We start from the raw sequence: 24,657 nt of genomic DNA, 5'->3' as shown, positions 1-24,657 counted from the left end.
GTGCATCTAGGTTTTGCAGTAAGTGTGCCAGTTTTTAATTTATTGTTTTTATTCGATAATTTGCTGTGTTCTCTTTTGTTTTTGCAAATTGAATGTGTGAATTAGCAATATGCAACAGATTGCATATACCTCTTTTTAGGGGGTGAAAACAGGAATAAATCAAGAATAAAAACAGACATCGCCCCAAATTAACTGCGAGTCTGCTGCTAACATTTGCAGCCCAGTACTGTAATTTGTCTTTTTTTTGAGCTGAAAAATATAATTAAATCCGATATTCGCCATTGGCGGATACAATCGGTTGCGGAAAAATGGGTTGATATTATTGGGTTTGATAAAGTTTAATTTGCACGGTAATAAAATAAGCCGCATCTTTAATAAAGCTTACCAAATAGCGACAGTATTGATGTTTTATGGTTTTTTTAGCTGAGGTGATCTTGTTTGTGCTTAACTGCCAGCCTATTTAATATGTGGTTATTAAGTGTATATTACTGATGTTAACGTCATAGCCAGGTATAGACATCAACTAAGGCCAATTGCTGTAACAACAAGATTAACTTTAATAAAGGATATGCGATGTTGCTTAAACTACTGTTCGGCTGCTGTGTGTTATTGGCGTTGAGCGCTTGTGTGACTTCTTCCTCTGAAAGCCATGATGAGAGGGATATCTCATTAGAGCCACAAGTGCCCGCAGAACAAATCGATCCAATGATGGAAAATAATGAGCGTCTTATCAGAGAAAGTTTAGAGGATGAGATGCAAAGAAGAATTAAGTAATTAAGCTGTAAAAAATGGTTGAGTATTGATGGTAAAAACCATAATCAGTTTATCGTGGAGTAATTTGTTTGATAGGCACTTATTATGCTCAGCTGAGGTTAAATAATATACGCTAGGGTATGCTGTTAACTTGACTAACTCATTTCAATAGCCAAGTTAACAACGGATACGATGACGATCATTTTAATGCCTTAATAAACTCATTCTTAAATGGCTACCTAATACCGTGGGTTGATTTAAAACTTGATCCATCCAGTTATACATAATCCATAAACCTCTGCCATTTTCGGTATTTTTGTCTGGACAATCCGTTGGCGTTGGTAAAGGTTGATAGGTTGCAGTATCCAATAAATCGACAATAATTCGGTCTGCATTACAATGCATCAGTAAGGTAATATTTGCAGCATCGCATTGGGTATGCTGCAAGATATTGTTTACACCTTCCAAGGTGCAGGTGATGACCTTAAACCTTTGTCGCTCGTTAATGGCGTTGTTGAGCATAAATTGATCTAACTCAATGCAAAATTGTTGTTGCTCAATAACTTGCTGGCTCAAGTTTAGTTGTAGACTATTCATGTTTTACTCCTTATGCCACCGTTGATGGCGAGGGGGTGAGTTGCGTTAATAAGTTATTTATTGAGTCTTTTGCTGTGTTTGATAATGGTGCTTTACCTTGTGGTTGAGCATTGGCTGCCCCCAGTGTGTTATTTGAAAACAGCATGATAGACATATCATCTTGGCCATCGCCTAGTTTCCAATCGGATAGGGCATGGCGGATGTGGTGCATCATTGCATCACCGCTGATGATTTGTTTTAGCGTACAAAGTGCTTTTAACCTTTGTAATCCAAACATCCCATGAGTAGGATTATTCATTTCATATATTCCGTCAGAAAAAATCATTAACTGTTGATCCGCTTTTAATTTCCCTTGCCAGTTAACGTATTGGGTATGCTCGTCGATACCAACAGGTAAACTGGATTGCATATTGATTGAGTCACAGCTATTTACATTGATTAATAACGGCTGAGGGTGACCTGCATTACACAGTTCGTATTCACCTGTTGTGCTATTCATTTTGCCAATGATCATTGTGGCAAATTGTCCCTGATCACTTGGGTCAAAAAATACTCGGTTTATGTATTCCATTAATTTGTCTGGGCTAGTTTGCCAATCCGCTCGATTAGGGTTGAGTGCTTGGGCTAAGGTAAAGCTTTGCATGGCAGCGCCGGCACCGTGACCAGAGACATCAATCAGAAAAAATCCCATCCACTGTTCATTAATTTTAAAGCATTGGAACACGTCTCCGGCTAGCTCAGTTGCTGCCTGGAAGTAATGATTAACCTGCCATTGTTGTTGGGTGAAACGTTTAGCAGGTAGCAAAGAGTGTTGAAGTTGTGCTGCTTGTTTTAGTTCCGCTTTTTTTTCAGCGAGTAACTTTGTTGTTTGGGTCAGTGCATCATTAAGTGCTTTGTGCTGGTTGTGCATGATTTTTTGGGATTTGATTAACCGCAGTGCCGCAATGACACGGGTGGTTAATACCCTAGGATCAAAAGGCTTGGCTAAGTAATCATCAGCCCCAGATTGCAACGCATAAACGAGATCATCTGTTTCATTATTGCCAGTTAGCAGCAGTATATATGGAGTATTAATTTCGGCTTTAAGACGTTTACAAAGTGCAATACCGCTAAGATTAGGCATACGCCAATCGCTAACAACTAAATCAATGGTTTGAGTTTGACAAATTGTCAGCGCTTCTTGTCCATCAGATGCCTGACACAATGTGATGTTGCAACCAACAAGCGATACTTGTTGCAAAATACTGGCAATATATAAGCGCTCGCTTGGGGTATCTTCAACAAGCAAAATACTAATATTGTGGGCGGTTTCAGTTAGGTTCATGGGGACTCCAGTTTTCAGTTATGCCTGCAATCAATGATTGTGCAACAGCAAATAAACCATTCCGTGTTTATAGTTCAATGGGTAAAGCAATAGTCGTTCCATAATTAAATGTTTATATTAAACATGGTTTTATGTTTTAAGGTGAAAATAGGTGAGCGATTAATTCTCAAATTGCATCGTGCTCATTGCAAAATGCAAAGACGTCATCCATAGTGATTATGTGATGAAAAATTAAACGCTTTAATGGACAAGAAATAAAGGGAGCAGGAATTTGTCTTTTAGATTAAAAACAATTTTAGGCATTGCATTAATTGAAGGCGTGCTGCTGCTTTTACTGGTTTATACCAGTGTCAGTTATCTTAAGGAGTCGAATCAGGCTGAAATCGAGAAGCGAGCTCAGCTTACCGCAAGTTTGTTTTCAGTGGCGGCCAAAGAGGCACTCATTGAGTTAAATAAATCTAAACTTACCGATTTAGCCAAAGAACTTAGCCTCCAGCAAGAAATTGATTACTTATACATTTACCATAAACAGGATTTGATTGTTTCGATGCATAAAGAGGCTGGAATTCCAAAATGGAATTTTGCTCGACCATTGAATGCCACTGATCACGATCATACTTTCAATATTTCTATTCCTTTGAGCCTTGATAGTAATGACATTGGTATGATTGAGATGGGCTTTGATCGCTCAAGTTTCGACCAATTGCTTATTCAAGCTTCTACCCGATTTTTCTCCATCGCAGGCCTTGAAATGTTGCTGGTGGCGTTATTTTCTTGGTTACTGGGTGTTTACTTAACGCGAAATTTATCTCAGTTACAAAAGGCCTCTAAATTAATATTAAATGGTCAAAAAGGCGTGCAAATACCGGTTTCGGGGGATGATGAAATTGCCCAAACCGCTGTCGCATTTAACCAGATGGTGCTCAATATTGATGCACGAACCAATGCATTAACTGGCGCGAATATTCGGCTTAATACAATTTTAGAATCGGCGGCAGATGGCTTTGTTATTATCGATGTGAATGGCGTGATTACCGAAGTAAACCAGTCTGTTATCAGATTATTTGGTTACAGTAAGGATGAATTGATTGGTCAGAACGTTGCTAAGTTAATGCCGATGCACGAGCGTCATATGCATGATGGTTACATGAAACGTTATTTAGAAGGTGGTAAACCGAGAATTATCGGCACTGGCCGAGAACTGAAAGCCCAGCACAAAGAGGGGCATCAATTTCCCATCGAACTGTCGATTTCTAAAATGGTTATTGATGATGAAATACTCTTTCTCGGTTTATTAAAAGATCTTACTGCTATCAAGCAAAATCAGGAGGCTGCAGCAAGAACTCAATCAATCTTACTTGCCACCTTAGAAGCTAGTCAGGATGCTCTGATTACCATTGATATTACCGGCCGTGTTCAAGAGTTTAATACCGCAGCTGTAAAATTATTTGGCTTTAGTCGTGATGAAGTTATGGGGAAGCATTTAGAAGATTTAATTATTCCACAGGCATTTCAACAAGCCCATAAAAAAGGTATGGAGCATTATCGAAAAACGGCGCAGGGGGCGGTGCTGCACAAACGTGTTGAGGTTCCTGCACACAATAAGGCAGGCGATGAGTTTCCAATTGAGCTAAGGGTTATTCCTATCCAGCTAGGCGATGACATCTTATTCACTGCATTTGTGCGTAATATTTCAGAGCAGAAATCCAAGGAAGAAGAATTACGCTTGGCTAAAGAGCAAGCCGAAGCCGGCAGTAAAGCTAAATCACGCTTTTTGGCAACCATGAGCCATGAAATCCGTTCGCCATTAAACGCAGTACTAGGCAGTGTTGAGTTATTACTGGGTTCCACTTTACAAAAAGAGCAACGCATATACGCCACTACGGCTAAAGAGGCGGGCGATGCACTATTGAATACCATTAACGATATTCTCGATTTTTCGAAAATTGAAGCTGGACAGATGGTATTGGAGTCACGCGAATTTGAGCCTGACAAATTAGTCGCTCAAGTACTACAGATTTTGGCAAGTAAAGCGCTAGAAAAAGGCGTTCATCTTGCCAGTTTTATTAATCGAAATGTGCCACAAACATTGGTGGGTGACCCACAAAGGCTACGGCAAGTTATTCATAATTTAGTGGATAATGCGATTAAATTTTCTAGCTCTGGTTGTATTACGGTTGAAGTATGGATACCTAATAATCACCAATCTAGAATTGAATTATGCTGTGCCATCACAGATCAAGGCATAGGCATTAGTCAAGAAGCCCAAGCCAAGTTATTTGCTGAGTTTTCACAGGTCCATGATACCCATACAACCAACTACAAAGGCACAGGTCTAGGTTTGGCTATTTGTGCCGAATTAGTTCGAATGATGGACGGCAGCATATCGGTTGAAAGTGAGTTAGGCAAAGGAAGCCGATTTAATGTCTTGGTTACTTTAGATGAAAGTACCGAAAGCAATAGTCATTACGTGCGATTGCCTGAACATTCTAGGGTACTAGTTATCCATCCCAATAAGCAGCTGTGTAAGTTAGTTAAAAAGCAGTATATACAATATGGTGTTGAAACCATTTATATCCATGATGTGACCGAAATTTATAAGCTTTCGAATGTCCGGGGCAGATTTGATCTTATTTTACTTGATGATTCTTGCATGATGTCAGTTGATGCCAAGTTACTCAAAGTATTAAATCAGGACTTCTTATTCCCCCATGGGATATTAGCCGTAATGAGCACTGGGGTTGATACGCAAGTTTCACAATTTTTAAGCGACATGGGAATTGAGCAAGTTGTCAATAAGCCCTTAAGCCGAGCAATGCTGCTGAATTTAATCAGTGGTGCAACCCAAGAAAACCATATTGAAATTGAGCAGGAAGATAATCCGACTTTCCCGCCTGACAGCAAGATTTTGTTGGCCGAAGATAGTCCGGCAAATCAAATGGTTGCAGGCACTATGCTGGCTAAATATGGCGCACTTTTAGATTATGCGAATAATGGTGTCGAAGCCGTTGAAATGGCGCTTGAGAATGATTATGACATTATTTTAATGGACATTCGCATGCCTGAAATGGATGGATTAGAAGCTTGCAGTAAAATTTTACAGCGTAAGCCGCAACAAATTATTTTAGCGATGACGGCTAACGTATTTAAAGAAGAGTTAGAAGCCTGTACTCAAGTAGGCATGCTCGATTTTATTGGTAAGCCTGTGAATGGCAAAATGCTTATTCAGAGTGTGGCCAAGTGGTTAAACAAAGCCAAATTGGAGCAAGTATCTGTTAAAGTAAGCGCAGATTTAAACCATTCAATGCAACTTACACCCGATAATAATATTGAGATTGACCCAATTGTAGAAACAGAAACAGCCCAACCACTTGCAAGCAGTAGAATTGATCAAATCGAGAATTCATCCTTTGATAATACCCCTTTACTTGACCTTAATGTGATCGGCAGTTTACTTGATGTTATTGGTGAGCCAAGTTTACATAAAATGTTGGCTGTTTTTTGCAAAGAAACACAGATGCGTATTGATACTTTGCGTCAAATCAGTTTGGTGGATGAACTGGATAAAGTAGAAGATGAAGCGCATACCTTGAAAAGTAGTTCAGGCAGTTTTGGTGCCGCAAAATTGTATGCTGCAGCCAAAGTTTTAGAAGCCGCAGCCAGAAATAAACAGCAGCCAATAGCGCCACTTGTTGAGGATACACTCAATATTGCAGAGCAAAGTATCAATGCACTTAAACACGCTTATTTATCGAACAAATAAAAATAAACCTTAATTACACAAAGGAATATTATGGGATTTCGAGTCATTTTAGTTGAAGACAGTATGTCGCTTGGTGCGCTATATACAGAATACTTGTGCAGTGAAGGTGCTGATGTCACTTTGGTACAGTTTGGCGCAGATGCAATAAAAGAAATTGACCGTCAACCGCCTGATTTACTCATTCTAGATATCAAATTGCCTGATATGTCGGGTATGGATATTCTGTTGCAAGTTCAACAAAGCCACCCAGAAATGACAGTGATTATGATAACGGCCCATGGCACGATTGATATTGCCGTAGATGCCATGCGTGCTGGCGCATTTGATTTTTTGGTTAAGCCTTTTGACAGTAAGCGTTTAGCTATTACTGTGCGTAATGCGATGAAGCAACGTCAGCTGGTAAAGTTAGTCTCACAATACGAAAACAGCTTACCCAAAGCTAATTATCAAGGCTTTATTGGCGAATCATTGGCAATGCAAACCGTTTACAAAACCATTGATTGTGTCGCCAACAGTAAAGCATCTGTATTTATATTTGGTGAAAGTGGTACAGGAAAAGAGGTTTGTGCACAGGCTATCCATAATGCAGGTAATCGCAAAAATAATGCATTCATAGCTTTAAATTGTGCCTCAATTCCAAAAGATTTGATTGAAAGCCAAATCTTTGGTCATACCAAAGGGGCATTTACTGGCGCAGTGAGTCAGCGCGATGGCGCAGCCACTCAGGCAGATGGTGGTACATTGTTTTTAGATGAAATTTGCGAAATGGATTTAGAACTGCAAAGTAAATTATTACGCTTTATTCAAACGGGAGTATTTCGCCGTGTAGGAGGCACTAAAGATGAAAAGGTGGATGTGAGGTTTGTGAGTGCCACCAATAAAGATCCTTGGCAGCAGGTACAAGATGGTTTATTCAGGGAGGATTTGTATTATCGTCTGCATGTTATTCCGATTGAATTGCCACCGTTAAACCAACGTGGCAAAGATATTTTGTTAATCGCCAATAAACTACTTGGTCAATATGCCAAAGAAGAAGGCAAACCGTTTAAAGGATTTAATTACGCAGCACAAAAGGTACTGAGTGAATATCATTGGCCTGGCAATGTAAGACAGCTGCAAAATGTGATCCGTCAAATCGTGGTCCTCAATGATGCAGCCGAAGTTGATATCACCATGTTGCCTGCCCGTATTGTCAATGATGGCAAAGCCACAGCGGCCCCTGTATCCTCAACCCCGCAGATGATGGAACAAAATAGCTTATTATCAACACCAGCACATGACACCGCTGAGGTTATTGTTCATGATAAAAATATCGCAACAGAGCAGAATATTGAACCCTTGTGGAAAACAGAAAAGCGTACAATAGAAAGTGCGATTGATTTATGTGAAGGAAATATTCCTAAAGCAGCGGCAATGTTGGATATCAGTCCATCGACGATTTATCGTAAGAAACAATCCTGGGATGAAATGGAACACGCCTTAGTCAAGGATTAACAGTAATTAAAAAGCCTGCAATTGAGCAGGCTTTTTACATAAATGCTTATTAAACTTGTTAATCAGCCTTAAGGTTTTAGACTTTTTAGCTATGGTATTGCTCACAAGCATAAAGGGTATTTTCAAGCAAACTGGCAATCGTCATTGGACCAACGCCACCAGGAACTGGCGTGATATGGGCTGCATTTTGTGCAGCAACGTCATACTGAACATCACCGACTAAACTACCGTCGTCTAAACGGTTAATGCCAACATCGATGACTATTGCACCTGGCTTGATCCATTCTCCAGGGATAAATCCTGGCTTACCGACCGCAACCACCACAAGATCGGCTTGACGTACTTTTTGCTCAAGGTTTTTAGTAAAGCGATGGCAAGTCGTAGTGGTACATCCCGCTAATAACAATTCTAATGTCATCGGTCGGCCAACAATATTAGACGCACCAACAACCGTGGCATCTAAGCCATAGGTATCAATTCCAGTGGATTTTATTAACGTCATAATCCCCATAGGCGTGCAAGAGCGTAATACCGGAATACGTTGTGCTAGGCGACCCACGTTATAAGGGTGAAATCCATCAACATCTTTATCAGGACGAATATGTTCGATAACTTTAGAGTCATCAATATGGGCAGGTAAAGGTAACTGCACTAAAATACCATCGATAGCCGGATCTTCATTACATTTATCAATTAATGCCAATAATTCAGCTTCAGTTGTTGATACATCAAGGTCAAAAGATTGCGATTGAAATCCGACTTCTTCGCAAGCCTTGCGTTTGCTGCCAACGTAGACTTGAGACGCTGCATCACAGCCGACTAAAATAACCGCCAGTCCAGGTACACGAAGTCCAGCCTCTTTACGGGCGTTAACTTTTTGTTTAAGGGTACTGCGAATAGATTGCGCAATGGCTTTACCGTCAATAATTTGAGCAGTCATGGCTGTAGAGGTTCCTTAGAGTGACGCGGTATAGATTGATGAAGTTAATCGGGCTGTATTCTAACAGGCGTTTGAAAGTGTGTCATTTGCTTCACTAGGAAAATACGGTGAATAAACTATTCGCGCTATGATGCTAATCACCTTTTTGCTGCTTAAAGCAACATACAGATAATTAGCTAAAAAAAATCGTTGACGATCGCAAGGTGACTCGTTAAGATGCGCTCCGTTCTTGAGACTATATAGAACGTTGACATCGGTGATTAGCGCAGCCCGGTAGCGCATCTCGTTTGGGACGAGAGGGTCAGAGGTTCGAATCCTCTATCACCGACCAAATTTAAATGATTTGTGTGCAATAATTTTAAACGGTTATATGAACAGGGGTCATAGGTTCGAATACTCGCTTTTTTACAATAGCGTGGCCGACCAAATTTAAATGATTTGTGTGCAATAATCTTAAATGGTTATATGAACAGGGGTCATAGGTTCGAATCCTCGCTTTTTTACAATAGCGTAGTCGACCAGATTTGATTATTTGCTTAAATGAAATTTATGCGGATAATATAACAAGCAAGATAGCTTGTTAAGCCAGACAGGATACAGCAAATGCTGTGCCATGCGCCCGTAGCTCAGTTGGATAGAGCACCCGCCTTCTAAGCGGGTGGTCGCAGGTTCGAATCCTGCCGGGCGTACCATTTCAATGGTGATTGTAGCTCAGTTGGTAGAGTCCCGGATTGTGATTCCGGTTGTCGTGGGTTCGAGCCCCATCAGTCACCCCATTATTCCAAATTGATTTAGAATAAGTAAAAATCAATTTGATGAATTAATCGCACATTATTCGTGCGATTGTATTAAAAGCGACCTCAGGTCGCTTTTTTTATGTCTTAAAACCCACTATTGATGCTCGACTATGCAAAAAACGCTCGCTATAATGTCGCGTCTTGATAAATACCAATTATGAGCTACTAGTGCCAACAGCGTCTTCAGCATCACTAAATCGCTGTGCTGGGTCTTCTAGTCAAAATCCATGGTCAAGAAACGAATACTTATTCAAGAAACGAATGCTTAATAGTTGAGGTATCGACTATTACAAAGGACGTTAGACATATTTCGAGGTAAAACAATGCAAGTTTCTGTTGAAACAACTCAAGGCCTAGAGCGTCGCCTAACCATTTCTGTTCCTGCTGAACAAATTGAAAAAGTGGTAAAAGACAACTTATTACGTGAAGCGAAACGCGCACGTATTCCAGGTTTCCGTCCTGGTAAAGTACCAGCTTCAGTAATCGAAAAACGTTATGGCGCAGCTATTCGTCAAGACGTAACTGGTGAAATCATGCAACGCAACTTCATTGAAGCGATTGTTGCTGAAAAATTAAACCCAGCGGGTGCACCAGTTTTTGCTCCAGGTAAAGTAGAAGGCGAGAACTTTGAGTTCGTAGCAACGTTCGAAATTTACCCAGAAGTGACACTAACTGGATTAGATTCAATTACTGTTGAACAACCTAAAGCTGAAGTCAATGACGCTGATGTTGATGCAATGATTGAAACTTTACGCAAGCAACACGCTACTTACGCGCCAGTTGAGCGTGAAGCAGCTGATGGCGATAAAGTCAAAATGAACTTTGTTGGCAGCGTTGACGGTGAAGAGTTTGATGGCGGCAAAGCTGATGACTTCGAACTTCAATTAGGCAGCAACCGTATGATCCCTGGTTTTGAAACCGGTATCTTAGGTCACAAAACAGGTGAAGAATTCGAAATCGAAGTGTCATTCCCTGAAGATTACCATGCTGAAAACTTAAAAGGTAAAGCGGCTAAGTTCGTTATTACGTTAACTGAAGTTCAAGCGGCTAACTTACCAGAAGTGAACGATGAATTCGCTTCATTATTCGGTATTGCTGATGGTGGCTTAGACGCACTTAAAGCTGAAATCCGTAAAAATATGACTCGTGAACTTGATCAAGCGTTAAAAGCTAACGTGAAAGAGCAAGTTATCACTGGCTTATTAGCGGCTAATGATATCGCTATTCCTTCAGCACTTGTTGATGGTGAAGTGAACGTACTTCGTCAGCAAGCAATGCAACGTTTTGGTGGCGACGCTAAAAACATGCCTGAATTACCAGCTGACTTGTTCACAGAGCAAGCTGAGCGCCGTGTGAAGATTGGTTTGCTTTTAGGTGAAGTTATCAAAACTAACGAGCTAAAAGCTGAAGACACTCGCGTTAATGCATTAATCGAATCAATGGCTTCTGCTTATGAAGATCCATCTGAAGTTGTTGCTTACTACAATGGTAACAAAGAACTGATGAAAAACATGCGTAACGTTGCTTTAGAAGAGCAAGCGGTAGAAGCTTTACTTAAAACTGCAAAAGTAACCGTTAAAGACGTCGCTTTTGAAGAATTTATGAACAAGGCTACTGGTCGCGCATAACCTTAGCTTGACTTAACAAGCGGTTCGCCATTTATAATGGCTCGTATGAGGTTCTCATACGAGCCATTTTTTATTTTAGGGAAATGAATAATGTTTAAAGCGCCAGAATCTGTACTTAATGCTCTTGTACCTATGGTTGTTGAACAAACTGCTAAAGGTGAACGTTCATACGATATCTACTCTCGTTTATTAAAAGAACGCGTGATCTTTTTAGTAGGCCAAGTTGAAGAGCACATGGCTAATCTGATTGTGGCTCAATTATTGTTCTTAGAATCAGAAAGCCCAGACAAAGATATTTACTTATATATTAACTCGCCAGGTGGTTCAGTAACCGCAGGTATGGCGATTTATGACACTATGCAATTTATCAAGCCAAATGTCAGCACTGTGTGTATGGGACAAGCTTGTAGCATGGGGGCATTCCTACTTGCTGGTGGCGCTAAGGGGAAACGTCATTGTTTACCTAATTCTCGCGTGATGATCCATCAACCTCTAGGCGGTTTCCAAGGCCAAGCATCGGATATTGCTATTCATGCTCAGGAAATTTTAGGTATTAAAAATAAATTGAATGAAATTCTAGCTGAACACACAGGCCAACCCATAGAAGTGATTGAGCGTGATACTGATCGTGACAACTTCATGAGTGCTCAGCAAGCCGCTGACTACGGTTTAGTAGACTCAGTAATGACATCGCGTAGCTAATACAAGCTGATTTTTTGCTGTGACTAGGTTATTCTTACTTTAATTGTGTGAATAACTTGGGTATGCAGCATTCAAAGCATATCGACAAGCAGAGCTCAGACGTCAGGTCTAGGCTGCAACCAGAGGTAGAATAATGGGCGATAACAAAAATAACGGTGACAGCACAAAGCTGCTGTACTGCTCTTTTTGCGGAAAAAGCCAACATGAAGTCAGAAAGCTGATTGCTGGCCCATCGGTATATGTATGCGATGAGTGTGTGGAATTGTGTAATGATATTATCCGTGAAGAAATCAAAGAGATTTCTCCTAAGCGTGATGATGATAGATTACCTACACCGCATGAATTACGTAATCACTTAGATGACTATGTTATTGGCCAAGATAAAGCTAAAAAAGTCTTAGCTGTCGCGGTTTACAATCACTACAAACGCCTTAAAAATGCGTCACCTAAAGATGGTGTGGAATTAGGTAAAAGTAATATTTTGCTTATTGGCCCAACGGGTAGTGGTAAAACATTATTAGCAGAAACGTTAGCGCGTTCGTTGAATGTGCCATTTACCATGGCAGACGCCACCACCTTAACCGAAGCCGGTTATGTGGGTGAGGACGTTGAAAATATTATCCAAAAGTTACTCCAAAAATGTGACTACGATGTTGAGAAAGCACAACGTGGTATCGTGTATATTGACGAAATTGATAAAATCAGCCGTAAGTCTGACAACCCATCAATTACGCGTGATGTATCAGGTGAGGGCGTTCAGCAGGCATTGCTGAAACTGATCGAAGGTACCGTTGCATCAGTGCCGCCACAAGGGGGACGTAAGCATCCACAGCAAGAGTTTTTACAGGTTGATACCTCTAAAATCCTGTTCATCTGTGGTGGGGCATTTGCGGGCCTTGAGAAGGTGATTGAACAACGTGCTCATACCGGAACGGGTATTGGTTTTGGTGCAGAGGTTAAGGGTGAGGCTGATAAAGCCACAATCTCTGAAACATTAGGACAAGTTGAGCCTGGCGATTTAGTTAAATTTGGGTTAATCCCTGAATTTATCGGACGTTTACCCGTTGTCGCCACCTTGACTGAATTAGACGAAGACGCCCTAATTCAAATTTTATCGCAACCGAAAAATGCGCTAACTAAACAGTATGCGGCATTATTTGAGATGGAAAATGTTGAGCTTGAGTTCCGTGATGATGCTTTGAAAGCCATCGCTAACAAAGCCATGAGCCGGAAAACAGGTGCACGTGGTTTGCGTTCAATTGTTGAAAGTATCTTACTTGATACCATGTACGATATTCCTTCACAAGATGGCGTGGTAAAAGCCGTTGTTGATGAGTCAGTGGTTAAAGGTGAATCAGCCCCTATTCTGATTTACGAAAATAATGAAGCTCAGGCTGCCTCTGGCGAACAATAAATATACAGCTAGGTAATAAGTTGAAAAATAAGGAGTCCATTGGGCTCCTTTTTTCGTATTGACCATTGAAACTGAGTGCATCACCCCAATATACTCAGTATTAAGTCTTTTCATGAAACGGAATCGAGCCATGACCCAAGAGCGTGAAGCGCATATCGAACTCCCCGTATTACCTCTACGTGACGTAGTGGTATATCCCCATATGGTTATTCCGCTATTCGTCGGACGGGAAAAATCCATCCGTTGCTTAGAGTCAGCAATGGAACAAGACAAACAAATCCTATTAGTGGCACAACGAGATGCAGATCTTGATGAGCCCACAAAAGACGATATCTTTGATATTGGTACTGTTGCATCTATCTTACAGCTGTTAAAACTGCCAGATGGAACCGTTAAAGTACTGGTTGAAGGTGGACAACGCGCTAAAATCACACGTTACACCAAAGATGAAGATTTTTTCGTTGCTACAGCGGAGTATTTAGAATCTGCAGCCCTTGCTGAAAAAGAAGAAGAAGTGCTTGTTCGCAGTGCTATCGGTCAGTTTGAAGGTTACATCAAATTAAACAAAAAAATTCCACCAGAAGTACTGACGTCGTTAACAGGAATAGACGAAGCTGCTCGCTTAGCTGACACTATGGCCGCCCATATGCCACTGAAGCTTGAGGACAAACAGTCTGTGCTTGAGATGATCAATGTTGGTGAGCGGTTAGAATATCTGATGGCGATGATGGAAGCGGAAATTGACTTGTTACAAGTTGAAAAACGTATCCGTACCCGTGTAAAAAAACAGATGGAAAAAAGCCAGCGCGAGTATTACTTGAATGAGCAAATGAAAGCCATTCAAAAAGAGCTTGGCGACATTGATGAAAGCCATGATGAATTTGAGGTTTTGGGTAAAAAGATCGAAGAGTCAGGCATGCCAAAAGATGCCAAAGACAAAGCCAGTGCTGAATTAAATAAGCTGAAAATGATGTCACCTATGTCGGCAGAAGCCACGGTTGTGCGTAGCTATGTTGATTGGATGACGTCAGTGCCATGGAAGAAACGTTCTAAAATTAAACGTGATTTAGCCAAGGCGCAAGACGTATTAGATACTGACCATCACGGTCTTGAAAAAGTGAAAGAACGCATTTTGGAGTATTTGGCGGTTCAAAGCCGAGTTAAGCAATTAAAAGGTCCAATTCTTTGTTTAGTTGGCCCTCCAGGTGTAGGTAAAACCTCACTTGGTCAGTCTATTGCTAAGGCGACAGGGCGTGAATATGTTCGTGTCGCATTAGGTGGCGTTCGTGATGAAGCTGAAATTCGCGGGCATCGCAGAACTTACATTGGTTCTATGCCAGGTAAAATCATCCAAAAAATGGCTAAAGTGGGCGTTAAAAATCCATTATTCCTGTTAGATGAAATTGATAAAATGAGCTCAGATATGCGTGGCGATCCTTCGTCTGCATTACTTGAAGTGTTAGACCCAGAGCAAAACGCGACATTCAACGATCACTACTTAGAAGTGGATTATGACTTGTCGGATGTCATGTTTGTTGCCACATCTAACTCAATGGACATTCCAGGCCCTTTATTAGACCGTATGGAAGTGATCCGTTTATCAGGCTACACCGAAGATGAAAAACTCAATATCGCTAAGCAGCATCTACTGACAAAGCAAATTGAACGCAATGGATTAAAAGCAAAAGAAATTAAAGTCGATGACAGTGCCATTTTAGGTATTATTCGCTACTACACTCGTGAAGCGGGTGTCCGTTCATTAGAGCGTGAATTGTCTAAAATTTGCCGTAAAGTGGTTAAGCAAATCTTATTAGACAAAACGGTTAAAACCGTTGAAGTTAATCAAGATAACCTGAAATCATTTTTAGGTGTGCAACGATTCGATTACGGTAAAGCAGAGTCTAGCAACCAAATTGGTCAGGTAACTGGTTTGGCGTGGACTCAAGTTGGTGGCGACTTGCTGACCATCGAAGCAACATCTGTTGCCGGTAAAGGTAAACTTACTTATACCGGCTCATTAGGTGATGTGATGCAAGAGTCGATTAAAGCTGCAATGACAGTTGTACGTGCAAGAGCTGAGCAGCTGGGTATTAATGCCGATTTTTATGAAAAGCGTGATATTCATGTGCATGTTCCAGAAGGTGCGACACCAAAAGATGGTCCTTCTGCGGGGGCTGCAATGTGTACAGCGTTGGTGTCTAGCTTAACGGGTAATCCAGTTCGCAGTGATGTCGCTATGACTGGAGAAATCACGCTTCGCGGTGAAGTATTACCCATTGGTGGTTTAAAAGAAAAGCTACTTGCAGCGCATCGTGGTGGCATTAAGCATGTGTTGATACCAAAAGAAAATGAACGTGATTTGGAAGAAATCCCACAAAACGTCATTGCTGATTTGAAAATTCATCCTGTGCGTTGGGTTGATGAAGTTTTAAAATTAGCCCTTGAACGCCCAGTTGAAGGCTTCGAAGTGGTTAAAAAATAGCTGTTTAGTGAAAAAAGTGCTCTAGAGCATGAAAAAAGTGAAAAAAGGGGCTTAACAAAACGCTTAGCTGTGGTAGCCTAGGTTTGTGGAGAGTCAGGCACACCAAGCCCTTGGCGCACCTGACTTTGAGCTGTATCCAATTTTTATTTTTTTGGTTTTCTATGAAATTTGACATAGTGTCGAATTTTAAACAAAAAGCCTCCGCAGACCGCTCTAAACATGGATTTGGTTGCGGCGCGACAATAACATTCAAGGGGATGACATGAACAAATCTGAACTAATCGAGAAAATTGCTTCTGGTGCTGATATTTCTAAAGCTGCTGCTGGTCGTGCACTAGATTCATTTATTGCTGCTGTGACTGAAGGTTTAAAAGAAGGCGATAAAATTTCTCTAGTTGGTTTTGGTACATTTGAAGTACGTCAACGTGCTGAGCGTACTGGCCGTAACCCACAAACGGGTAAAGAAATTAAAATTGCTGCTGCTAAGATTCCTGCATTCAAAGCTGGCAAAGCGCTTAAAGACGCTGTTAACTAAGATATAGTTAATAACGTTGCCTTTATTAAGGCATTCGTAATGTGAGCACTGCTATGGCGGTGCTTTTTACGAAATGAAATATCAATTGTGTATTGATTGATATTCGGAGTATTGGGTTATACCCTGGGTAGCGTCTGATAACTCCATGTAAACAAGGCGCATCGACAAGAGATGCGCCTTTTTATTTTAGTCGCAACAAGCGAGAATTCAGATGTTAGAAAAAATTCGCGAAGGTTCACAGGGAGTTGTTGCTAAAACAATTCTAATTCTTGTGATACTTTCATTTGCTTTTGCTGGTGTCAGTAGCTACTTAGGCTCTAATACCGGTGTTCCTGCTGCCATTGTTAATGGCACTGAAATTCCTGAAGCTGAACTGGAACAAGCTTTCCAAAATGAACGTGCAAGTTTGAAGCAGCAATATGGTGAAATGTTTGATGCTTTATCTGCTGATGACAATTACATGCAAAGTATTAAAGCCAGTGTGTTAGATCGCTTAGTGGCGAATGCTTTGGTTGATCAAGCTGCCAGCGATCTTGGTTTGCGCGTATCAGACGAACAAATAAAACAAGCTATTTTCAGTGAACCTGCTTTTCAAACTGATGGTAAATTTGATAATGATCGCTATCAAGCCGTTTTACGTCAACTAAATTACCAGCCGATTACTTTCCGTAACATGATGCATGTTGATATGACGCGCCGTCAGTTACTAAACGCATTATTGGGTAGCGACTTTGTCCTTGATGGTGAAGCTAAGCAATTGGCTGAAGTTCAGAACCAAACCCGTGATATCCGTTATATCGCAGTAGATGCTATGCCTTTCCTTGCTACGGCAACTGTGACAACGGAAGATGCTAAAGCTTACTACGACAGTAACTTAACTCAATTTAACAGCCCTGAGCAGGTTAGCTTAGAGTATGTTGAGCTGAACGTTAATGATATTGCTAAAGATGTATCAGTTGATGATGCTGAAATCAGCCAAAATTATGCAGATAATCAAGCACAATACAAAACGCCTGAAAAACGTTTAGCAAGCCATATTTATGCAGCAAGTGGTGATGATGCGGCCGATAAAGCTAAATTAGAAGCCATTGCCGCTCGTATTGCTGCAGGTGAAGATTTTGCTGAGTTAGCTAAAACAGAATCAGAAGATCAATTCAGTGCAGAGCAAGGCGGTCAAATTGACTGGTTTGAGCAGGGCGTGATGGACCCAGCATTTGATGAGGCGTTATTTGGTCTTGAAAAAGGGCAAGTATCTGGTGTTGTTAAAGGTGAGTTCGGATTCCATATCATCAAGCTGGTTGATATTCAGCCAGGTGCAGTTGCGGCATTTGATGATGTAAAAGATAAAATTATTGCTCAAGTTAAAGAAAAGAAAGCATTAGATATCTTTTATGGTCTACAAACTAAACTTGCAGATACCAGCTATGAAATTCCTGATACGCTTTTAGATACGGCTAACGCTGTTAAAAAAGAAGTGCAAACTACCGGTTTATTTACCCGTGATAATCCACCGGCTAACTTGAACAAACCCGCTCTGGTTAAAGCTGCGTTTTCTGATCAAGTACTAACAAGTGGCATGAATAGTGACGTTATTGAACTTGAACCTAATCATGTGGTGGTTATTCGTGTTAAGCAGCATCTTGATGCTGGCACATTAAGCTTCGATAAAGTTGAAAGCAACATTGTTCAGCGTCTTAAGCAAGATAAAGCCAATGAAGCTGCCCGTGAAAAAGCGGCTGGTTATATGACTCAGCTAAAAGCGGGTGATTTTGCCCTAACTGATGCACAACTTATCACAGTGTCTAAACTAGGCCGTTTTAATCAAGATATTGATGCTGCTATAGCTAATAAAGCCTTCAAAATGCCTGCGCCAGAAGCGGGGGCTGTGTCAATCGACACGGCAGCTTTAGGTTCTGGTTATGCTGTTGTTGTGCTTGATAAAGTGAATGCTGCAGAAACGATCGATGTGAGTGCATTACAGTCAGTGAAAGAAGGTCTTGCTCGTCAATACGGACAAGCGGATTATCGTGCAGTGATTGATTCACTTAAAGCGAAAGCGAAAATTGAATATCCAATTGCTGAGTAATATCGAGCATTGAGTAAAAGCCAAGGTCATTCACCTTGGCTTTTTTGTTCATAAAAACCAGACTTTGGGTTTATGATAAGTTTTGATTTCGTTACCCTGAAAACGTCAAATTTGAATAATGGTTTGTTCGGTTTTTCGTTGACATTACTGAAATAAAATAAGGCGCTAATGTGGCTTTAGAACAACAATTTGAGCGTGTTTTACAATTTATTGATGAACATTTAAGTGAAAACCTGCCTCGCGAGGTTTTAGCGGACAAAGCCGGAGTGCCGGTTAATCATTTTGATTTAATTTTCTATAGCTTGTATCACACTCATTTTGATGAGTATTTAGCATTACTGCGCAATATTGAAGCTGCGCAAATCTTAAGCTTTGATAAATCTGTGCCGATTGAGCAGGTTGCTAAAACAGCAGGATATACTTCAACCACAGCATTTATTGACGCTTTTACTTTCAGTATTGGTCAAAGCCCTGCATCGTTTAGACAAGCACCCGACTGGGCCCAATTTTTTGCTAAACAACAGCCGCTAAAAACGCTCTCAGAAGGGCATGAGCAATTAGAGTGTCTCGATGCTAACATTCACCTTGAGACGCTTGAAGAGCTTAAAATACTGATGATAGAACATCGAGGCCCAGCATTATATGTTTCTCAGTCTATTCAGGCATTGTTAGCGTTTAGGACAGCACATTGTTTACCACTTTCACAACAGCGTACATTTAATTTTATCTATTCTCTGCCTCCGGATAATAACGCAAATTTTTCAATTGATATCGGAGTGAGTGTCTCTGAGGGGCAGTTAAATGCGTTAAATGTACCATTGTCTGACTCATCTTGCTTTAAGACAAAAACATTGTCTAAGGGTCGTTACGCGGTGTTATACCATAAGGGCTCTGAGGCTGAGTTAACCTGTAAAATAAAGTATCTTTATTCAACTTGGCTTAAAAAAATGAAATATCAGCTTAGGGAGCAACCGTTAATATTCGAACGCTTTGATTCGGCTAATGAAGCTGAAAGTGTTGATCTTAAAGTCTATTTAGCTATTACATGATGTTAATCGCCTTAAATCATGACTTATTTACTTTGCTTGCTGTGCACTCATAAAAAAACCAGCCTAAGTGGCTGGTTTTTGGGGTTTGATAATTGATTATAGACTAATTACATCAAACTCAACATTCGGGTTCACATCCGCGTCGTAATCGATGCCTTCAATACCAAAGCCAAATAGTTTCAAAAACTCTTCTTTGTATTCGCGGTAGTCGGTTAGATCTGATAAGTTTTCAGTCGTCACTTGAGGCCACAAATCACGGCAATGTTTTTGAATTTCTTCACGTAACTCCCAGTCATCTAGGCGTAAACGATTGGATTCATCTACCGCGGGTGATTGGCCATCTGCGCGATATAAACGCTCGCTGAACATACGATAAATTTGGTCCATACAGCCTTCATGAAGACCTTCCTCACGCATTTTCTTAAATACCATCGCGATATAAAGCGGCATGACCGGAATAGCTGAACTGGCTTGAGTCACCACACTTTTTAGTACCGCCACATTGGCACTGCCACCTGTAGTCGCTAACTTAGTATTTAATACATGCGCGGCGCGGTCTAAATCCATTTTGGCTTTACCTAGCGCACCATGCCAATAGATTGGCCAGGTGATCTCGGTACCAATGTAGCTATATGCAACGGTTTTACATCCATCAGCTAATACACCAGCCTGTGAAAGAGCATCTATCCACAATTCCCAATCTTGACCGCCCATTACCGTTACGGTATCGGCAATTTCTTGTTCAGTTGCAGGTTCAACTGAGGTTTCAATAATAGTGTCTTTGTTGGTATCCACAGCTGTCGCGCTATAGGTTTCACCGATAGGCTTAAGACTTGAACGGATCACTTCACCGGTATCGGGCATTTTACGAACAGGCGAGGCCAGTGAATAAACCACCATATCTATTTGACCTAAATCCGCTTTGATCAACTCAATGACTTTTTGTTTAGCTTCATGGCTGAAAGCATCACAGTTAATGCTTTTTGAATATAAACCTTCTGCTTTAGCAAATTTGTCAAATGCGGCAGAGTTATACCAACCTGCAGTACCTGGTTTGGTTTCTGAACTAGGCTTTTCGAAAAACACACCGATTGTGGCTGCGTCGCTGCCAAATGCTGAAGCGATACGTGAGGATAAACCATAACCACTTGATGAACCCACGACTAATACTTTCTTTGGCCCGTTTGCAATCTTGCCTTTGGCTTTAGTGAGTTCGATTTGTTCTTTGACATTAGCCTCACAACCAACAGGGTGAGTCGTGGTACAAATAAAACCACGAATTTTAGGTTTAATAATCATAAGTCAGTTTCTTCCTTTTTAGTTGGCACTAGGATAATAAGTTCATCGGTGAAATGGCACTGATTTTTGTTTAAAGTGCCTAATTTGGCCAGTGGTTGGAGCAGTTTAACGCTTTTGCATAAACTGGCTTTGTTCTTGAATAAGCCTTTGGGTGTATTCATGCTGCGGTGAGGTAAATAAATCTTCTGTTTTGGCTTTTTCAACTAAGCAGCCATTTTGAAGTACCATGACTTTATCACTGATATGTCGAATGATATTTAAGTTATGCGACACAAAAATATAGGATAAGCCGAGCTCTCTTTGCAGCTTCAAAAGTAAATTGATGATCTGCGAACGCACTGATAAATCAAGGGCTGTTAACGCTTCATCGGCGATAATAATCTTCGGGTTTAGCATCAATGCCCTTGCCACTGCCACACGTTGTTTTTGACCTTCAGAAACCATGTGCGGATAAAAATTAACGTGCTCGGGCAATAAACCGACTTTTCTGAGGGTCTCAACAACCTGAATTTTGCGCTCTTCAGGGGATAAATCGGTACTAAAACGCAATGGCTCATTCAATAAATCGCCAATTGTTAACCTCGGATTTAACGAGGTGTTTGGATCCTGAAATATCATTCTGATTAAACGACAACGTTGTTTTAAATTACGTGATTCTAATGCCTCACCCTCAAAGAAAATATCGCCTTTGCTGCGTTGCTCAGCGCCGACAAGAATACGAGCCAAGGTCGATTTTCCAGAGCCTACTTCACCGACAATCGCTAGGGTTTCACCTCGTTCGAGCTCAAATGACACCGGCATTAAGGCATCATAATATTGTGGTGTAAATCCCTTATAACCTGTTAAGTACTGTTTACTTAGGTTGGTGACTTTAAGCAAAGGTGTTGTCATCGGCTTCTTGCTCATTTTTGTATGGGAAGTGGCATGCAAATGCACGATCTTTTAACTGTTCTAAATGGGGTTGCTTAACGCATTGACGTTTGGCTTCTGGACATCTTGGGCCAAGGCGACAACCCGCTGGTAGACTTTGCACCGATGGTGAAGAACCCTGTAATGTTGGTAAATTAGACTTGTGGCGCATTTTGCCGGTGTAATCAGGCAAATTCTTTAATAACGCACGCGTATAAGGATGAAAAGGGGTTGCGACTAATTCAGATGTCAGACCAGATTCCATCATTTGACCGCCATAAAGCACAGTGAGATGGTCACAATATTGAACTAAGGTTTCAAGTTCATGGCTGACTAATAAAATTGACACATTTTGCAGCTGATTTAACTGCGATAATAGCCTGAATATTTGTGCTTGGGTGTTTAATTCCATCGAATTGGTTGGCTCATCAGCGATCAACAATTTGGGATGGTTCGCCACGGCCATCGCAATCATCACTTTTTGACATTCACCTTCAGATAATTCCCAAGGAAAACATTTCATCAAGGTTTTAGGGCTTTTAATGCCGACTTTATGGAGCCATTTTTGGGCGTTTAAATAGGTATCTTTTGATCTGCGCCAAAAAGGCACACTTTTATTGGGTATGATGGCTTCGATTAACTGACTGCCAACTGTTTTTACCGGATCTAGACTGCCTGACGGATCTTGAAAAACCATCGAGATATCACTACCCATAATATAGCGACGCTCTTTTGCCGTTAATTCTAATAAGTTTTGTCCATCAAACATCATTCTGTCAGCAAAAATATGCCAGTTTGGCCCCAGAATACCGAGTATGGCCTTGGCCAAAAGACTGCGGCCAGACCCTGACTCTCCAACAAGTCCGTGGATTTCACCCGGATTCATGGTCAAACTCACTTTTTCGAGCACTGCGACCCGACCTGTATCGGTATCCAGTTCTATGGTGAGGTTTCTAATATCGAGTAATGGCATAAGTTAGTTTCTTATTGGGGCTATTGCGGAACGTAATCCATCACCCACAAGGTTAACAGCAAGTACGCTAAATAAAATTGCGACCCCAGGAATCGTCACCGTCCAAGGTGCCAGTAGGAGGTTATCAAGCCCTTGAGCAATCATCGCTCCCCATTCAGGGCTGGGAGCTTGGGCTCCTAAGTTAAGAAACCCAAGAGCGGCGATATCTAATATGGCTGCAGAAATAGCCATAGTGACTTGAATAATGAGCACTTCCCAAACATTTGGCATAATGACATACCAAAATATCTGTAAATCGTTTGCACCATCAAGTTTTGCGGCGGTGACATATTCTTTTTGCAGCTCTTCATGCACAGCTTGGTGTATGGTGCGAATAAATTGCGGGACCATTGCAATGCCTACCGCCCAAAAGACATTACTCAGCCCAGGCCCGATAACGGCGACCACCAATATTGCCATTAATAATGAAGGTATTGATAACAATCCATCGAGTAAATGGCCTAAAACACTCGATTTTAAACCGCGCATCATGCCGGAAATTGCACCAATGATGAAGCCGAAAAATAATGCGCAAGTTACGATAATCAATGACATACCGAAGGTTAATTGCACGCCATGTAATATGCGGCTAAATATATCTCGCCCAAGATCATCGGTTCCAAGAAAATACTCAACATGGCCTGATGGATCCCACGATGGCGGTAAAAGCAGTATCTGCTGATTTTGCTCATTCACTGAATAAGGTGCAATAAATGGCGCAAGAAGGGTTAACACCAGTAAAAATCCAACACCCCAAAGGCCGATTAAGGCAAATGGGTTATGGGAAAATGATTTCCATACACGCCCCGCAGGAGTGGCAATATAATCCTGCTTATAAATCTTAATAGGTGGCATACAGTTCCTTTTTACTCATTGGATTGATGGCAGTATGAATAAATTCAATCAATATGCTCAGGAAAATAATCAACAATGAAACAGATAAAATACCCGCTTGGATCACGGTATAGTCACGCTGATAAATACCTGAAACTAGCCAACTCCCCACACCCGGCCAGGAGAAAATTACTTCAACAACAATGCCATAGCTTGCAAATGAACCTAGCATAATCCCGATGCTTTTAAGCACAGGTATCATTGCGTTTGGTAAGGCATGGCGAATGATAATTTTAAAGGTATGTAATCCACGCGCTTCTGCTGCACGGATATAGGTTTGGTTCATCACCTGCAACATTGCCTGGCGGGTAATACGTACAATTAAAGTAAAAGGCAAAACAGCTAAGGTTATTGCCGGCAAAATGAGATGCATTAAGGCATCCACAAAAGCTTGCTGGCTGTATATTGAATCTGAAAGTAAGGTATCAATTAACATAAAACCGCTAACGGGTTCAATTTGGTATAAAAGATTTATTTGTCCTGATATCGGTAGCCAACCTAAATTAACCCCAAACCACAGTGATAAGGTTAACCCTAACCAAAATACTGGAATAGAGTAACCCGTTAATGTCAGTCCTAAAATACTGCGTTGTATCAGTTTGTTTTTACTCAGAGCAGCAATAACCCCAATAGGGACGCCAAAAATTAATGCAATAAAACCAGAAAATAATGACAATTCGAACGATGCTGGTAACACCGCTTTTAATTCATCAAATACCGGTTGTTGTGAGTTATTCGAAATCCCCATGTTGCCACTTAAACGTTGCTCAACGTAGGCAATAAATTGGCTAAAACGATTGCTTTGTAAATGAAACTCATCGTTAGCTTGAGCAATTTGGTCTGCGGTGGGTTGTTGGATCCCCGTCAGTGCATAGTGTTCATCAACAGGGAAAAGATGAGTGGCATAAAACAATACCGCCATCATAATGAGGGTAGTGGCTAAAAATAAGCTTACTCGTCTAAAAAAGTATCGCCACAT

Annotated in this window: 18 protein-coding genes and 3 tRNA genes; 13 read left to right on the top strand and 8 right to left on the bottom strand. The window is 41.0% G+C overall.

The window, feature by feature from the left end:
• Positions 1-573 precede the first annotated feature (573 nt).
• A complete protein-coding gene (locus OHT75_RS00895) occupies positions 574-774 on the top strand; it encodes a hypothetical protein (protein ID WP_264724482.1) in 201 nt (66 codons plus the stop codon).
• Between the two features lie 183 nt (positions 775-957).
• On the opposite strand, the gene OHT75_RS00890 is transcribed toward OHT75_RS00895, so the two are convergent.
• Positions 958-1,350 (bottom strand): ATP-binding protein, encoded by a 393-nt coding sequence (locus OHT75_RS00890; RefSeq protein ID WP_264724481.1) that lies wholly within the window; start codon positions 1,348-1,350, stop codon positions 958-960.
• A gap of 10 nt (positions 1,351-1,360) precedes the next feature.
• On the bottom strand, positions 1,361-2,674 hold the full coding sequence (locus OHT75_RS00885) for a SpoIIE family protein phosphatase (protein WP_264724480.1): 1,314 nt from the start codon (positions 2,672-2,674) through the stop codon (positions 1,361-1,363).
• A 271-nt stretch (positions 2,675-2,945) separates the two neighbouring features.
• Between OHT75_RS00885 and OHT75_RS00880 the strand changes: the two genes are divergently transcribed.
• Positions 2,946-6,437 (top strand): PAS domain S-box protein, encoded by a 3,492-nt coding sequence (locus tag OHT75_RS00880; protein ID WP_264724479.1) that lies wholly within the window; start codon positions 2,946-2,948, stop codon positions 6,435-6,437.
• 30 nt (positions 6,438-6,467) lie between these two features.
• Positions 6,468-7,931, top strand: a complete 1,464-nt coding sequence (locus OHT75_RS00875; RefSeq protein ID WP_264724478.1) for a sigma-54-dependent transcriptional regulator — start codon at positions 6,468-6,470, stop codon at positions 7,929-7,931.
• Positions 7,932-8,016: 85 nt separating this feature from the next.
• Here the strand turns inward: OHT75_RS00875 and folD are convergent, their stop codons facing one another.
• Positions 8,017-8,871 (bottom strand): bifunctional methylenetetrahydrofolate dehydrogenase/methenyltetrahydrofolate cyclohydrolase FolD, encoded by an 855-nt coding sequence (folD, locus tag OHT75_RS00870; RefSeq protein WP_264724477.1) that lies wholly within the window; start codon positions 8,869-8,871, stop codon positions 8,017-8,019.
• A gap of 254 nt (positions 8,872-9,125) precedes the next feature.
• Between folD and OHT75_RS00865 the strand changes: the two genes are divergently transcribed.
• The 10 genes from OHT75_RS00865 (at position 9,126) to OHT75_RS00820 (ending at position 19,564) form a co-directional block, all read left to right on the top strand.
• A tRNA-Pro gene (locus tag OHT75_RS00865) sits at positions 9,126-9,202 on the top strand.
• Between the two features lie 284 nt (positions 9,203-9,486).
• Positions 9,487-9,563, top strand: a tRNA-Arg gene (locus OHT75_RS00860).
• A gap of 8 nt (positions 9,564-9,571) precedes the next feature.
• Positions 9,572-9,647: transfer RNA gene (locus OHT75_RS00855), tRNA-His, on the top strand.
• 344 nt (positions 9,648-9,991) lie between these two features.
• Positions 9,992-11,296 (top strand): trigger factor, encoded by a 1,305-nt coding sequence (gene tig, locus OHT75_RS00850; protein ID WP_264724476.1) that lies wholly within the window; start codon positions 9,992-9,994, stop codon positions 11,294-11,296.
• A 90-nt stretch (positions 11,297-11,386) separates the two neighbouring features.
• On the top strand, positions 11,387-11,998 hold the full coding sequence (gene clpP / locus OHT75_RS00845) for an ATP-dependent Clp endopeptidase proteolytic subunit ClpP (protein ID WP_264724475.1): 612 nt from the start codon (positions 11,387-11,389) through the stop codon (positions 11,996-11,998).
• Positions 11,999-12,131: 133 nt separating this feature from the next.
• Positions 12,132-13,412 carry an ATP-dependent protease ATP-binding subunit ClpX gene (clpX, locus tag OHT75_RS00840; protein WP_264724474.1) on the top strand — a complete coding sequence of 427 codons (1,281 nt, stop codon included), beginning with the start codon at positions 12,132-12,134 and terminating at the stop codon, positions 13,410-13,412.
• Between the two features lie 130 nt (positions 13,413-13,542).
• Positions 13,543-15,894, top strand: coding sequence for an endopeptidase La (lon, locus tag OHT75_RS00835; RefSeq protein ID WP_264724733.1), 2,352 nt, complete (start codon positions 13,543-13,545; stop codon positions 15,892-15,894).
• Positions 15,895-16,156: 262 nt separating this feature from the next.
• Positions 16,157-16,429: a nucleoid-associated protein HU-beta gene (gene hupB / locus OHT75_RS00830; protein WP_261298926.1), complete on the top strand. Its 273-nt coding sequence runs from the start codon at positions 16,157-16,159 to the stop codon at positions 16,427-16,429.
• Between the two features lie 211 nt (positions 16,430-16,640).
• Positions 16,641-18,515 carry a SurA N-terminal domain-containing protein gene (locus OHT75_RS00825; protein WP_264724473.1) on the top strand — a complete coding sequence of 625 codons (1,875 nt, stop codon included), beginning with the start codon at positions 16,641-16,643 and terminating at the stop codon, positions 18,513-18,515.
• A gap of 170 nt (positions 18,516-18,685) precedes the next feature.
• The gene (locus tag OHT75_RS00820) at positions 18,686-19,564 is read left to right on the top strand and encodes an AraC family transcriptional regulator (protein WP_264724472.1); all 879 of its coding nucleotides are present in this window, start codon (positions 18,686-18,688) and stop codon (positions 19,562-19,564) included.
• Between the two features lie 96 nt (positions 19,565-19,660).
• On the opposite strand, the gene fabV is transcribed toward OHT75_RS00820, so the two are convergent.
• From fabV to OHT75_RS00795, 5 genes are all read right to left on the bottom strand, one after another.
• The gene (fabV, locus tag OHT75_RS00815) at positions 19,661-20,863 is read right to left on the bottom strand and encodes an enoyl-ACP reductase FabV (RefSeq protein ID WP_264724471.1); all 1,203 of its coding nucleotides are present in this window, start codon (positions 20,861-20,863) and stop codon (positions 19,661-19,663) included.
• 105 nt (positions 20,864-20,968) lie between these two features.
• Positions 20,969-21,754 (bottom strand): peptide ABC transporter ATP-binding protein, encoded by a 786-nt coding sequence (locus tag OHT75_RS00810; protein WP_264724470.1) that lies wholly within the window; start codon positions 21,752-21,754, stop codon positions 20,969-20,971.
• On the bottom strand, positions 21,735-22,745 hold the full coding sequence (locus tag OHT75_RS00805; protein ID WP_264724469.1) for an oligopeptide/dipeptide ABC transporter ATP-binding protein: 1,011 nt from the start codon (positions 22,743-22,745) through the stop codon (positions 21,735-21,737). The genes OHT75_RS00810 and OHT75_RS00805 overlap by 20 nt, the downstream gene beginning before the upstream one ends.
• A 3-nt stretch (positions 22,746-22,748) precedes the next feature.
• Positions 22,749-23,639: an ABC transporter permease subunit gene (locus OHT75_RS00800; RefSeq protein ID WP_264724468.1), complete on the bottom strand. Its 891-nt coding sequence runs from the start codon at positions 23,637-23,639 to the stop codon at positions 22,749-22,751.
• The gene (locus OHT75_RS00795) at positions 23,626-24,657 is read right to left on the bottom strand and encodes an ABC transporter permease (RefSeq protein ID WP_264724467.1); all 1,032 of its coding nucleotides are present in this window, start codon (positions 24,655-24,657) and stop codon (positions 23,626-23,628) included. The genes OHT75_RS00800 and OHT75_RS00795 overlap by 14 nt, the downstream gene beginning before the upstream one ends.

The sequence above is a fragment of the Shewanella subflava genome (genome assembly GCF_025971955.1).
Classification (GTDB): Bacteria; Pseudomonadota; Gammaproteobacteria; order Enterobacterales; family Shewanellaceae; genus Shewanella; species Shewanella subflava.
Note: the sequence above shows the minus strand (reverse complement) of the source record. Positions and strands in the feature narration are given on the sequence as shown.